The sequence below is a fragment of the Mycolicibacterium canariasense genome, assembly GCF_002101555.1.
GTDB classification, from domain to species: domain Bacteria; phylum Actinomycetota; class Actinomycetes; order Mycobacteriales; family Mycobacteriaceae; genus Mycobacterium; species Mycobacterium canariasense.
Genome location: NZ_LQOL01000002.1, coordinates 1 through 12,148, shown reverse-complemented (window position 1 = coordinate 12,148; position 12,148 = coordinate 1). Strand labels below are relative to the sequence as shown.

Here is a 12,148-nt window from a genome sequence, read left to right as displayed (position 1 = left end):
TTATGGGCTTTCTGGGTCGAGGGTCGGTTGGGCGGTCAGGCCGCAACCGGTGGACCCCGATGCGATATGGATGCCCGAACCAGCAGGGCGGACTGCAGCGGCTGACCGCCGCTGCGACAGGCCCGCGCGACGGACGGCACCCGCGGTGACCGCGGTCCGGTGATGACCGCGACGGTGCGCGACAGTGCCGCGCCCAGCCGTTCCCCGGCGGCGATCAGCAGTGCACCGGCGCCCACGGCGACGGTGTGCGCGGCCAGCATCGCCGCCGGGTTCACCTGCAGATGGGAATGGCCGTCGACACCGAGCAATTGGTGGCCGATCGCCTGGCCGGCCGCCAGCACCGCCGCCAGGGTGGCCAGGCCGCCGCGGGCGACGGCGGCCACCGCCGCGACGGCGCCCGCCAGAACCAGCAGCGCGGTGATGGCGCCGCCCGACGGGAACGCTCCGGCGGCGGTTCCGTGCGCGGCGAATGCCAAAGCGGCCGTCAGCGCCCCGACGGCGGCACCGCGCAGCAGCGCGGGCCGGCGAGGCGTGGCGGCGGTCATGATGCGGTGGCTCAGCCGATTCCGAGCCGGGCGAGCAGGTCGGCGTCGATACCGTCGAGTTGCGCTCTGATCGCGTCATGGGCGGACGCGCGGCGCTGGGTGGGCATGTTCTCGGCGGCCGTGACCGCTGCCGACAGGTCGGTCAGCCGATCGGTGATCGCGGTGACGAACTGCTTGGTCTCCGCATCCTTGGGTTTCTTGGCCGCCACCTGCTGCAGCGTCTGCTCGGCACCGGCGATACGCGCAGCCAGCGCCGCCCCGTGCCCGGAGAACTGGCCGAGCTGGCTCAGCGGAACCCCGAGCCGGTCGGCGCGGCGTTGATCGAGGAGTCCGCGCGCGGCCACCGCGGCGCGGTAGGCCAGCGGCACCAGAATCGGCGCGAGCAGCCGCGATACCGTCAGCGTTCGGCGAATCCGGGTGGGTGAGAGCAGTTTGCCCTCACGGGCGGCCTTCAGCTGGGTCTCAGCAACCTTCAGGGCGGCCCGGTCGCTGTCCCGCTGCGCCCGCAGCTGAGCCTTGAGCGCACGGGACTGGTCCTTGCGGTCGGCCTTGTAGCGTCGGGCGTCGTTCTTGGCCGCGAGTTTGGCCTCCAGCTTGGCCTTCTTCGTGGCGGCGCTCTTGATGGCGCGGGCCTCGGCTCGGCGGGTCGCCCGGCTCTTGCGTCGCGTGAACAGGCCCATCGGCGTTGCCTCCCGGAATCTCGTCGCCTGCCGCGGTCACCGGACGGCAGTGTGGCCAACACTATCGCCCGTACCACGCGTCGGCCGCCGGTGTCCTCCCGCGCTACCGGGATCCCCTCTGCAGCAAACATTTCGGTCGCAATATGCGACAATCGGGTAAATTTCTGCCGGCGGAGCGTGTGGCGCCGTGAGGGGGTGACGACGTGAAGTCACGGGGGCGAGTCGCGGCGGCAGCCTGTTTGGTCGCTTCCGGCCTGTTCGTCGGTGGTTCCTGCGGTGCGGTCGCGTTTGCCGGCCCGGACGAAAGTGATGGTGCAGGCGGTACCGGCACGATCGGCGACAGCACGGGTGACGCATCCTCCGGTGCTGCGGAACCCGATACGGGCAGTGCCGGCGGCACCCATCCCGGTCGGCCGGGCGGGCTTACGCACCCGCCCCGGGTGACCGTGGGGAACGGACGCGACAGCACGGCGCCGAAGTCCGGTACCGGTGCCGCCGCAGGCGGCTCCAGCAAACACTCCGAGGGCGCGGGAAGCGGGACGTCCACGGCGACGGGGACGCCCGCCGGCGAACCGTCGACGCCCGCAGATCCGGGCAGAGTCGACGACCCGACCGACCCCGACGACCCCGACGACCCCGACGACCCCGACGACTGCGACCAGAAGGGACAGCACTGCCTACCGTGGTGGTGGCCCAAGCCAGGGGTGCAGAAGTCCGGTAACGGCAACGGCGGACTCGGCAGTGCCGCGCCCAAGCCACCGACGGTCAAGCCCGTACGTCCGCCGGTCATGCAGTTGCCCAAGCCGACCCCGAACGGCGCTCTGTCGGGCCTGCCGGCCCCGCCCGCGATCACCAGCCCGTTGCCCGTGTTGCCGGTGATCGACCTGCCACCTCTGCCCGCTGCGGGCGGGGGATCCGATGGATCCAGCGGGACGCCGGGACCGTCGGTGCCGCCGCCACCCCCGGGACCGCCGGGCGCCGTCGCGCCGGAGCCACCGCACACACCGGTTCAGGCGGTCGACAGGGCCGTCGTGCCGGTGTCCTACCGCGCCGGGTACGGCGACTACCTGCGCACGGCCGACATCCCCCACGTGGTTGCCGTGGCGGTCCCGGGCGTCACCGGAATGATGTTGCTGACGGCTGCGGGTGGGATCATTGGATACCGACAGGCCCGCTCGGCGCTCGCTTTGAGCGCCCGGCGGTCGGCCAGATTCACCAGTTGACCGCAATCGCTGGCCTGCGCCGCGTTACGGCACCATAGTGGAAGTATCGGAAGGAGGTCGAAATGCCTGCTAGTCGCCGCGTGACCAAAGCTGTCAGTGCCGTCCTGGACCTTGCCCCGCGCAAGGGCGAGGTGTCCGTGCCCCGATTGGTGGAAGCCGTCAGCGCCGACCGCGGCCGGCCGATCGAACTCAAGATGGCCGAACTTCCGGCCGGGGTGTGCGGACAATGGCGACAGTACGCTGACCACGACGTCTTCCTGATCCAGAAGGGATTGCCGGCGTGGGACCGCACGCTGGCCCACGAGCTCGGTCATCTGGTGCTCGGACATGACGGCATCCCGGTGGTGGAGGCGGCCCGCGGAGCCATGGAATTGGCCGGTTCCGACCTCATCGGCTACATGCTGAATCAACGGACCGGGTGCATGGGTCCGGCCGGTGAGGATGCCGAGCAGGAGGCGGAGGATTTCGCCGCGTTGCTGATCTATCGGCTCGGCCGGCTGCCGTCGGATCGTTCGTCGATGGTCCAGGTGCGGCTCGGAGAGGCGTTTGGTTGATCGTCTGGGTGCTCGCCGGACTGCTGGGACTGGCAACCGGGTTGCGCATCGGATGGGCCCTGGTCAACAAGCAATCGCTGGTCAGCACCGCGATGATCCTGGCGCTGGGCAGCCTCGGCACGGTCGCGGCCTTGAACTGGCAGCCGCTGACCCTGCTGATCGACACCGCGCTGCACTGGCCCAATATCGCCGTGGGACTCAGTCAGGTGGCGCTCATCTCGTGCGCGGCGGGCAGCTGCGTCATGATCACCACCGTCGCCTCCGACCGTAAACCGGCCACCATCCGGCGTATCGCCATCGCCCAGTACGTGGTGGCCGCCGTCATCGCGGTCGTCACCATGGTGGCGTTCTTCGTCTCCGGCCAGGAACCCGAGATGGCCCCGGAGGAGTACCTGCGACGCAACCTGGGCTCCGCCGGCGGATGGTCGGCGTGGCTGCTGCCCCTGCTGTACGTGTTGCTCGCACTGACGCTGGTGGCCTGGGCCGGCATGCGCCATTCCAACCGCACCCGTCGCGGGCGGGCGTTGTTCGTGTTCAGCATCGGGATCGTGCTGATCGTGCTCGCCAGCGCGTTCTTCCTGTTGCGGGCGGTAGGGACCACCGAGCTGCTGGGTGTGGGCTCGGCCGCGACGCTGCTGGGCTGCGCCATGTTGGTGGTGGCGGGGGGCTCACTACTGCCCAGCGTCGAAGACTGGTTCGGTGCGCGCCGGGAACTGCGCACGGTGTCGCCGCTACTGGCCGAGCTGAGCCTGCGGCACCCGGACGTGGGTATCGGTGTGCGGCCCCGCGGGCCGCTGCTGTTCCGGGTGGCCGAACAGATGTCGCTCATCTCGGACTCGCTGTACCTGGAGGCCACTGCCGCCGAGGCGATGCGCAGGCGGGTCAAGTCCAACGGATCCGCGGCACGCGACGACGACGCCGCCGACGACGTGGTGGACTTCGCCGACATCGCCGAGCTGGACGGGCCCCCGGTCCCGGCGGAGGAGCAGGCCAAGGGGATCGCCCAGTGGATCTACGACGGCCGCGGCGCGGGCCGCGATGCGGCCAACGCCGAGTTCCCCGGGCTCAACTGGCTCCGCCAGCCGGCGACCTTCTCTGACCGCGAGTGGATCCTGGCCATCGCCGAGCAGTATTGCGAACTCGAACGCACGGGGCCGAAACGCACAAACGGTGCCACCGAGCGCTGAACGCGCGGTGACACCGTTTACGGCGACCAGACGGGCTCCGGTCAGCTGTCGAGATTCTCCTTGCGGCGCAACTCGTCGGCCTTGAGTGCCAAGTCCTGCTGGGACTCGGGCGACAGTCCGACGGTGCGGGCGGCGATGCGGCGCACACCCTCGTCCCGCATGTTGGCCAGCCAGGTCAGCTCCTTGTCGAGCTTCTCGTAGTACTCGTCATCGGTGAAGTACGCCGGCTTGATGCGGAAGAAGTTGGCCAGGGCCGCCATCGTGGCAACCGAAGGATTGGTGCGGTTGCCCGACCGCAGCTGCGAGAGATACGGAGCAGACATCGTCACACCTTCGGCCTTCAGCGCACCGATGACCTCAGCAGATGTATGCGGGCCGCGCCCCGGCGGGTAAACCGTCTCGAACAACCTGTTCAGCCGGGCGGCGAACGTCTTGCTCATCTAACTTTCCTCCACATAACTCACGAGTGTTGTACATCAGTCTCGTATTTGCTGATCATCGTAGCGAGTGTTGTCGCCACAACCAAGTGCAAACCACTGAAAAGTCGGACCATGCAGATTCAGCATACGCCGCTAGGCCCCCCAGCAGCACGGCAGGCACTTTCAGAAACCCGGGACCGCCGGTCCGGCGAACAAAAAAATGACGTATCCGTTGTTTTGCCCGAAGCGGCCCGCCGGGGCGCATTGTCACAGCTGCCCAGGGGTTCCGCCCAGCTGCGGACGCTGCCCGCAGCAAAGCGGAATGGTGGATTTGCTGCTGGCACTGGCGAAATATGGGTCGTCGTCGACACCAGATTCCGTCGGGCCACGTAACCAGGAGGGCAGGGCAGTCGACGGACTAGTGTCGTCCGATCGGATGACAGTAGCCAGCGGCGATTCAGCGATATTCCGGCGACGAATCCAGTGCCGTCGATGGACCGCTCGCCGCGGACCCGCCCTTGGACCGCCGATACCGGACCAGCGCGGTCCCCAGCGCACTCAGCGCGAGCGTGCCCGTCACCACTGCGGCCACCCATGGCAGATGCAGGGCGTTGTCGAAGAGGATCCACAGGCCGAACAGCGCGAACAGCACCGCGGCCATGCTGTGCAGGAAGCGCTCGGGCAGCCGGCGATGCAGCAGCGTTCCCGCGGCGATGGCCACCCCGTCGGCGGCCACCATGCCGATCGTCGCGCCGATCCAGACGCCCGCCCAATTGTGGTCACTGGCGAGCGCCACCGTGGCGAGCATCGTCTTGTCCCCGAGCTCGGCCAGCACGAACGAAGACACCACCGCGAACACGATGAACCGCGGTTCGGCCACCCGGACATCCTCGGTGTCGTCATCCGCGGCGCGGCTGTCGCGCCAGGTCCACACCGCGAAGAGCAGGAAGGCGATGGCCGCGGCGAAGGCGATGGGACGCTCGGGCAGTGACAGGCCCAGGAAGTGCCCGATGGTGACGGACAGTCCGTGCACCAGGAAGGCGGCGATACCGACGCCGGAGAGCACCACCCACCACCGATGCCGCAGGGCGTAGGTCATGGTGATCAGCTGGGACTTGTCGCCCAACTCGGCGACGAACACCACTCCGAGACTGACGAGTGCGGCACTGAGCACGAGGGCGACCTTTCGACGCGGCGCCGGCCGACCATGCGCTGATGGTCTCCGGACGTTCGGTCGAAGGTCTCGCCCACCACCCCAGGATCGAGGAGCGGTTCGCCGGCCGGGCCTGCGCACATCGGATGCGCGCTGCCAGTATGTCGACACGACGATTGGGGGCTACTCCCCTTCGCTGATGCCACCGACGATAACCGTTGCGCGGCAACGGCGCCACCCCTGCCGGCGGATTCGGGTACCCGTACTTTCTTGCTACCCGATGCGAAAAGCGTTATGCGGCAAGCAGCATCGCAAGGATCGCGGTGTCCGGATGGCTGATGGGGTCCACGCCGACGCGGCTGACCATCGACGTGACCGTCCCGTCGGACTCGGCTTCCACCCAGGCCGCCCGGTGTTCCAGGCCCAGATGCGGAAGCCCGGGCAACAGCACGCAACCCGAAGCGGCGCCGGTGCATTCGGGCAGCGACGGCGTCGTCTCCGAAGGCGGATGCAGCATCATCAGGGCCGGCGGTTGGTGATCGGCGAAAAAGCCTGGGGGAATGGCGGATTCACCTACCACGGTGCCTTCTGCCAGTACCAGACCGACCGTGCCGGGAGCGGGTTGCTCGGGGAGTTCCTCGCGGACTCCGAATATGGTTGTGGTGGAAAGCAATCCGGGCATGGAGGCCACCCGCACGGCCACCATCAACAACTGGGCCCACTCCTTGGTCGAATCCGGCCAACGGCCGGAAACCACAAACCCCTTCAAAGAACCACGAGCATGGAACGGGGCGATCTCCACCGCACGTTGGGGTCCGGTCTCCATCTGGCCTCCCGACAGTGTTGGAATGCTGACGACACTGCTGTGGGTCGATTTGCCAAGGATGAGGCAGGAAGTGGCTAGCACGCAAGAGGACACGAGTGCCAAATGCAACGGGCCCCGCACGTCGCCAGGAAAGGCGATGACGTGCGGGGCCCGTGCTGCGAGCCGGCCGGCTCAGCCGAAGATCAGGCCAGCGGTCTTGGCGGTGGCCTTGGCGAACCGGTCCTGGACGTCGGCCCAGTTGACGACGTTCCAGAACGCGGTGACGTAGTCGGCCTTCACGTTCTTGTACTGCAGGTAGTAGGCGTGCTCCCACATGTCGACCTGCAGCAGCGGGATGATGCCCAGCGGCACGTTGGCCTGCTGGTCGTACAGCTGGAAGGTCAGCAGCCGATCCCCGAGGCTGTCGTAGCCGAGCACCGCCCAGCCGGAGCCCTGCAAGCCGTTGGCCGCGGCGGTGAACTGCGCGCGGAACTTGTCGAACGAACCGAACTGGTCGTCGATCGCCTGCGCGAGCTCACCGGTGGGCTTGTCGCCACCGTTGGGGGAGAGGTTCTTCCACCAGATGCTGTGGTTGACGTGCCCGCCGAGGTGGAACGCCAGGTTCTTCTCGTTCAGGAAGATGGCCGACTGGTCGCCGTTGGCGCGGGCTTCCTCAAGCTTGGCCAGCGCGTCGTTCAGGCCCTTGACGTAGGTGGCGTGATGCTTGGTGTGGTGGATCTCGTTGATCTGTCCGGAAATGTGGGGTTCCAGGGCGCTGTAGTCGTAATCAAGCTCCGGGAGGGTGTATTCAGCCACTGGCTTCCTTCCTAGTCATGTGATCCGCGGTCATGCGGGCCGCGTCGGGTGGATCGCGGCGGAGTTCGGCGTCGGAAATCTCGACAACAAGCTCGACACCATCCTTGCCCGATCACAGCTGACACCGCAAGGACGTGTGCCGTTAGCGCACACGGGGAATAAAACTCGTTCGGGTCAGGTCGATAACTCAGGTCAAGACGATGAGTGCGAGTACGGCGAGCAGGACGAGGGCGATGACGCCGGCGCGCAGGCACGCCATGGCCTGGTTGCCGTACATCCGCGACGTACCCTGCCAGTCCGACTGCGGCACGGCCGATCCGTGGCCCATTGAGTGCGCTGCCATCACAAGCTCCTGACCTGCACGATTCGAAACATCCCCCAGTGAGATCTGTCACACGGCTGTAGTGACGGTGATCATAAACCCTTAGCTGTCCGGCGGGAAATCCGGCCGTCGCACCGGCCCGGCACGTTTGAAAGTGGGCGGCGGCGGGAACCACCCCGGCCCGCCCGATTTTCGGCGAAAGTTAGCTGAGCAACCTTTTTCGCTCGGCGCGGCCCGGACTTGTTGATGACAGCGCCGCTGCGGGCTCAGGTTATCCACAGCCAGACCGCGGAGAGGCGTGCGTGCGGCGGTGCGGTGGCACCCGGTGCCTGTGGATGAACCTGTGGAAACTGTGGATAGCCGAATCATTGCTGTCACGTTCGATGACCGTCCGTGCGACCGTCGAACCGACGCCGCGGCCCCCGGACCCGTGCCAGCATGGAGTCCATGACCCGACGCCTTGCCCACCCAGCGGGACCGACCACAATGTCTGCTCATGTCTGACAGTGACGTGGCCCATGCCGATGTGAAGGACGTCCCCGTGGATTTCGGCGACGCGGTGGTGCTGCTGGACGTCCGCGAGGACGACGAATGGCAGCGCGGCCACGCCGCCGGTGCGCAGCACATTCCGATGGGTGACGTGCCCGCGCGGATCGACGAGATCGACCGCGACGCGACGCTCTACGTTGTCTGCCATGCCGGCGGGCGGTCCCTGCGGGTGGCCCAGTACCTGGCCAGGGAAGGTTTCGAACCCATCAACGTGACCGGCGGCATGCTGGCGTGGGTGCAGGCCGGACGGCCGGTGACCACCGACGGCGGCGCCGCGGGCACGGTCTGAACACGCCGTAGGCTGGACCGGTGATTCAGGTCTGCGCCCAGTGCGGGACGCGGTGGAACGTCCGCGATCGCCAGCGGGTCTGGTGCCCGCGGTGCCGGGGCACGCTGCTGGCCCCCGGCGTGTTGCCGCCTGTCCCGCCGCAGCCGGGTGGCCCTGATCCGAGGTGGCGACCACCGGCCGGCGCGCCGAGCCGGCCGCCCGCCCGTCCACAGCCCGGCCCGCTGCCACAAGGGTTCAAATGGATCGCCGTGCGCCCCGGTGCGGCGCCCCCGCCCCGGCGTCAGCGTCGCCCGCTGGGGCCCACGCCGCGCTACGCGAGCATCCCGCGCTGGAGCCTGTACGGCCCGCCCGGTGACTACGCCCCGGGCGCCGCCGTCGACGCCGAGGCGCGTCGCGGTCCGTCGGCGACCATGGTCCGGGCCACGCTGGTCACCACGATGGCCTTGTTGGGCTTCGCCGCGGTGATGCACATCCTGCGTTATGCCCTGCTGCTGATCAATCGGTCCGTGCTGCTGAACCCCGTGCTGGCCGGGGTGGTGACCTGGGTCGGAGTGGCTGCCAGCGCGCTGGCGCTGTTCGGCGTGATCGTGACCGCCGTGGTGCTGACCAATTGGCTGATCGCCCGCCGGGCCGGCGTGTTCGCGCACAACGGTCGAGACGATCCGCGGTCGAAATGGCAGTTGTGGGCGGGCTGCCTGGTGCCGCTGGTCAACCTGTTCTGGGCGCCGGTGTTTCTCATCGAGCTGGCCCGCGCGGAGGGCCGCACGGGGCTGCGGATCACGGCGTGGTGGATCACCTGGGTTTTCAGCACGGCGGTCTCGGTGATGTCCATCGCGACGAGCTTTGTCAGCGACGCGCAGGGCATCGCCAACAACACGGTGACCACCACGATCGCCTATCTGCTTGCGCTGGCCGCCGTCGTGCTGGTGCTGCAGGTCTTCCAGGGCTTCGAGAGCAGGCCGGTCGACCGGCCCGTCAAACGCTGGGTGATGGTGGCCACCGGCCCGCAGGACGGGGAATCCGCGGTCCACGAGACCGATTCCGCGCCAGCGGTTGAGACCGAAGACCAAAACCCGGCAGCATAGCCATATGACCGCGGGCGACGCCGGCGCCACTGGGCCGGCCAGATCGGAACCGACAGCGGGACCGGCGGCCGAACGTCACCCCTTCGTCGTCGCGCACCGCGGCGCGTCGGCCGAGCGCCCCGAGCACACCCTGGCCGCCTACGAGCTCGCGCTGCAGGAGGGTACCGACGGCGTCGAGTGCGATGTGCGGCTGACCAGGGACGGCCACCTGGTGTGCGTGCACGATCGCCGCGTCGACCGCACCTCGAACGGCACCGGTCTGGTCAGCGAGATGACCTTGGCCCAGCTACGCGAACTCGACTTCGGGTCCTGGCACACCGGCTGGCGTGAGAGCGGCGGTACCGGCGATACCGGACTGCTGACGCTGGACGCGTTGATCACGTTGGTGCTCGACTGGAAACGGCCGGTCAAGCTGTTCATCGAGACCAAACACCCGGTGCGCTACGGCGCGCTGGTGGAGAGCAAGGTGCTGGCGGTGCTGCACCGGTACGGCATTGCGGCACCGGCCTCGGCCGACCTGGCCAGAGCAGTGGTGATGTCGTTCTCCGCCGCGGCGGTGTGGCGGATCCGGCGGGCGGCGCCGATGCTGCCCACCGTGCTGCTGGGGGAGACATCGCGCTACCTCGGCGGCAGCGCCGCCACGACGGTGGGCGCCACCGCCGTCGGGCCGTCGATCGCCACCTTGCGGGAGCACCCCGAACTCGTCGACCGTGCCGCCGCCCAGGGCCGCGCCCTGTACTGCTGGACCGTCGACCACTACGAGGACGTGCGGTACTGCCGGGACGTCGGGGTGGGCTGGGTCGCCACCAATCACCCCGGCCGCACCAAGGACTGGCTGCAGAACGGTCTGACCGGGGTGGGCCGGGACTAGAGGTTGCCGCCGGCGGCCTTGGGCGCGCTCGGGTCGGCGGCGCCGCGCGCGAGTTCACGGGCGACGAAGTCCTCCAGGTGGAACAGGTTGGCTCCGGCGCGCTCGGCGATCCGCACCAGAGACGTCATGGTCGCCACCTCCTCGACCTGCTCCTTGAGGAACCACTGCATGTACTGCTCGCCGAGATAGTCGCCCTCTTCCCGGGCGACGCTGGCCAGCCGGGTGATCTGCTCGGTGACGGTGCGCTCCTGCTCCAGCGCCAGCCGCAGCGCCTGCGCGGGGCTTTCGAAGGAGTTGTGCACGGCATCGATGCCGGGGATCTCGATGTCCAGGTCACGATCGAGCAGGTACTGGACCAGCATCATGGCGTGGTTGCGCTCCTCCACCGACTGGGCGTAGAAGTGCGCGGCCAGCTGCGGCAGATCGGATCCATCGCAGTACACGGCAATGGCGATGTATTGCTGCGACGCGGTGAATTCGGCCCGGATCTGCTCACGCAGGAGGGTGTTGAATTTGGTGTCGAGAGCGGTCGCGTCGGTCATGGTCATGACAATAACGCAGGTCAGAGGCCCTGTCAGCGAAGGTGACCCTTACGGAGGTTAGCGTTTCCTAACTGGAGTGACTCCAGTTACACCTCTCTACTGGCGCATCAAAAAGTTTGCTGTGCGGTCAGGATCCCAGGTTCAGTACATCCGCGGGAACCGCAGTGTCGGCGGCGAGTGCGGCGAACAACCGGCCGGCGGCATCGCTGTCCCAGACCACCACCGCGCCGGAGTCACTGCTGGTGAATTCCCCGATGGGCACCGTCGTCGTCACGGTGTCACCGTGCAGCGCCCACCCCAATCTGGCCAGGTCCCAGACATGCCCACCCTGATCCACCGTGAGTGCGCTGCCGACGGCGTGGACCATCGGGTACCACCGCAGCGGATTCAGCAGCACCTCCGGGCCGGCGGCCCGGTGCAGCAGCGCCGACATGAAGGCCCGCTGGTTGAGCATCCGGTCCAGGTCCGCGCGCGGCGTGGCGCGCGAGCGCACGAAGCCCAGGGCGTTGCGGCCGTCGAGTTCCTGGCAGCCGGCCGGGAGGTCGATACCGGCCAGGGGGTCGGTGATCGGTTCGGCCGGGCACATGGTGACGCCCCCGATGGCGTCGACGAGTTCGGCGAAACCGTCGAAGCCGACCTCGGCGTAGTGGTCCAGCCGCAGGCCGGTGGCCTGTTCCACCGTCTGCGCGAGCAGTGGTGCGCCGCCGATGGCGAAGGCGGCGTTGATCTTGTCCTGGCCGTGCCCGGGAATGTCGACGTAGGAGTCGCGCGGCAGCGACACCATCGTGGTCGGCACGCCCGAGCCGAATCCGCCGATGTGGACCAGCAGGATGGTGTCGGTCCGGCCGTTGCCCACGTCACCGCCGGTGGCCAGCTCAGCCTGCTGTTCGGGCGAGAGGTGCTGCCTGCTGTCCGAGCCGACGAGCAGCCACGTGACACCTTTGCCCGGCGCCGGGCGGTCGGGGTAGTTGGCCAGCGCCGGCACCCGCTGCAGGGTGGTGTCGAACCAGGCCGCACCGGCGACACCGGCGGCCAGCACGATCAGCAGCAGCACCGTGAGCAGGGCGGCTGCGCGGCGGACGCGACCCCGACGACGCGGCTTGGCGGG

Annotated in this window: 15 protein-coding genes; 6 read left to right on the top strand and 9 right to left on the bottom strand. The window is 68.4% G+C overall.

Annotated elements, in window-relative coordinates:
- Positions 1-35: 35 nt before the first annotated feature.
- Positions 36-545: a hypothetical protein gene (locus tag AWB94_RS00085; RefSeq protein WP_062660049.1), complete on the bottom strand. Its 510-nt coding sequence runs from the start codon at positions 543-545 to the stop codon at positions 36-38.
- Positions 546-556: 11 nt separating this feature from the next.
- Positions 557-1,225, bottom strand: coding sequence for a DUF6474 family protein (locus AWB94_RS00080; RefSeq protein ID WP_062660050.1), 669 nt, complete (start codon positions 1,223-1,225; stop codon positions 557-559).
- Between the two features lie 440 nt (positions 1,226-1,665).
- Between AWB94_RS00080 and AWB94_RS00070 the strand changes: the two genes are divergently transcribed.
- The 3 genes from AWB94_RS00070 (at position 1,666) to AWB94_RS00060 (ending at position 4,189) form a co-directional block, all read left to right on the top strand.
- Entirely contained in the window at positions 1,666-2,448 is a 783-nt protein-coding gene (locus AWB94_RS00070; protein ID WP_062660052.1) for a hypothetical protein, read from the top strand.
- 62 nt (positions 2,449-2,510) lie between these two features.
- Entirely contained in the window at positions 2,511-3,002 is a 492-nt protein-coding gene (locus tag AWB94_RS00065) for an ImmA/IrrE family metallo-endopeptidase (RefSeq protein ID WP_024455857.1), read from the top strand.
- A complete protein-coding gene (locus tag AWB94_RS00060) occupies positions 2,999-4,189 on the top strand; it encodes a hypothetical protein (RefSeq protein WP_062660053.1) in 1,191 nt (396 codons plus the stop codon). Before AWB94_RS00065 ends, AWB94_RS00060 begins: the two co-directional genes overlap by 4 nt.
- Before the next feature lie 41 nt (positions 4,190-4,230).
- On the opposite strand, the gene AWB94_RS00055 is transcribed toward AWB94_RS00060, so the two are convergent.
- The 5 genes from AWB94_RS00055 to AWB94_RS34865 form a co-directional block, all read right to left on the bottom strand.
- The gene (locus AWB94_RS00055) at positions 4,231-4,629 is read right to left on the bottom strand and encodes a helix-turn-helix domain-containing protein (RefSeq protein ID WP_024455859.1); all 399 of its coding nucleotides are present in this window, start codon (positions 4,627-4,629) and stop codon (positions 4,231-4,233) included.
- 436 nt (positions 4,630-5,065) lie between these two features.
- Complete coding sequence (locus AWB94_RS00050; RefSeq protein WP_062660054.1) at positions 5,066-5,782, bottom strand: TMEM165/GDT1 family protein; 717 nt, start codon at positions 5,780-5,782, stop codon at positions 5,066-5,068.
- Positions 5,783-6,053: 271 nt separating this feature from the next.
- Positions 6,054-6,587 (bottom strand): hypothetical protein, encoded by a 534-nt coding sequence (locus tag AWB94_RS00045; RefSeq protein ID WP_062660055.1) that lies wholly within the window; start codon positions 6,585-6,587, stop codon positions 6,054-6,056.
- Between the two features lie 171 nt (positions 6,588-6,758).
- Positions 6,759-7,382 carry a superoxide dismutase gene (locus tag AWB94_RS00040; protein ID WP_062660056.1) on the bottom strand — a complete coding sequence of 208 codons (624 nt, stop codon included), beginning with the start codon at positions 7,380-7,382 and terminating at the stop codon, positions 6,759-6,761.
- Positions 7,383-7,569: 187 nt separating this feature from the next.
- Positions 7,570-7,725: a hypothetical protein gene (locus tag AWB94_RS34865; protein ID WP_165605430.1), complete on the bottom strand. Its 156-nt coding sequence runs from the start codon at positions 7,723-7,725 to the stop codon at positions 7,570-7,572.
- A gap of 475 nt (positions 7,726-8,200) precedes the next feature.
- Between AWB94_RS34865 and AWB94_RS00035 the strand changes: the two genes are divergently transcribed.
- From AWB94_RS00035 to AWB94_RS00025, 3 genes are read left to right on the top strand one after another with little or no spacing between them, the layout of a single operon-like run.
- On the top strand, positions 8,201-8,542 hold the full coding sequence (locus tag AWB94_RS00035; RefSeq protein ID WP_062660057.1) for a rhodanese-like domain-containing protein: 342 nt from the start codon (positions 8,201-8,203) through the stop codon (positions 8,540-8,542).
- 20 nt (positions 8,543-8,562) lie between these two features.
- Positions 8,563-9,627: a DUF4328 domain-containing protein gene (locus AWB94_RS00030; protein ID WP_062660058.1), complete on the top strand. Its 1,065-nt coding sequence runs from the start codon at positions 8,563-8,565 to the stop codon at positions 9,625-9,627.
- 4 nt (positions 9,628-9,631) lie between these two features.
- The gene (locus AWB94_RS00025) at positions 9,632-10,498 is read left to right on the top strand and encodes a glycerophosphodiester phosphodiesterase (protein WP_062660059.1); all 867 of its coding nucleotides are present in this window, start codon (positions 9,632-9,634) and stop codon (positions 10,496-10,498) included.
- Here the strand turns inward: AWB94_RS00025 and AWB94_RS00020 are convergent.
- Positions 10,495-11,040, bottom strand: coding sequence for a ferritin (locus AWB94_RS00020; protein WP_062660230.1), 546 nt, complete (start codon positions 11,038-11,040; stop codon positions 10,495-10,497). The two genes, AWB94_RS00025 and AWB94_RS00020, sit on opposite strands and share 4 nt — an antisense overlap.
- A 127-nt stretch (positions 11,041-11,167) precedes the next feature.
- Positions 11,168-12,094, bottom strand: coding sequence for an LCP family protein (locus AWB94_RS00015; RefSeq protein ID WP_062660060.1), 927 nt, complete (start codon positions 12,092-12,094; stop codon positions 11,168-11,170).
- Positions 12,095-12,148 lie beyond the last annotated feature (54 nt).

What these genes read in the sequence shown, in the direction of transcription:
- AWB94_RS00055 (WP_024455859.1), bottom strand. Translation starts at nt 4,629, where the DNA reads ATGAGCAAGACGTTCGCCGCCCGGCTGAACAGGTTGTTCGAGACGGTT.
- AWB94_RS00085 (WP_062660049.1), bottom strand. Translation starts at nt 545, where the DNA reads ATGACCGCCGCCACGCCTCGCCGGCCCGCGCTGCTGCGCGGTGCCGCC.
- AWB94_RS00045 (WP_062660055.1), bottom strand. Translation starts at nt 6,587, where the DNA reads ATGGAGACCGGACCCCAACGTGCGGTGGAGATCGCCCCGTTCCATGCT.
- AWB94_RS00035 (WP_062660057.1), top strand. Translation starts at nt 8,201, where the DNA reads ATGTCTGACAGTGACGTGGCCCATGCCGATGTGAAGGACGTCCCCGTG.
- AWB94_RS34865 (WP_165605430.1), bottom strand. Translation starts at nt 7,725, where the DNA reads ATGGCAGCGCACTCAATGGGCCACGGATCGGCCGTGCCGCAGTCGGAC.
- AWB94_RS00080 (WP_062660050.1), bottom strand. Translation starts at nt 1,225, where the DNA reads ATGGGCCTGTTCACGCGACGCAAGAGCCGGGCGACCCGCCGAGCCGAG.
- AWB94_RS00065 (WP_024455857.1), top strand. Translation starts at nt 2,511, where the DNA reads ATGCCTGCTAGTCGCCGCGTGACCAAAGCTGTCAGTGCCGTCCTGGAC.
- AWB94_RS00020 (WP_062660230.1), bottom strand. Translation starts at nt 11,040, where the DNA reads ATGACCGACGCGACCGCTCTCGACACCAAATTCAACACCCTCCTGCGT.
- AWB94_RS00025 (WP_062660059.1), top strand. Translation starts at nt 9,632, where the DNA reads ATGACCGCGGGCGACGCCGGCGCCACTGGGCCGGCCAGATCGGAACCG.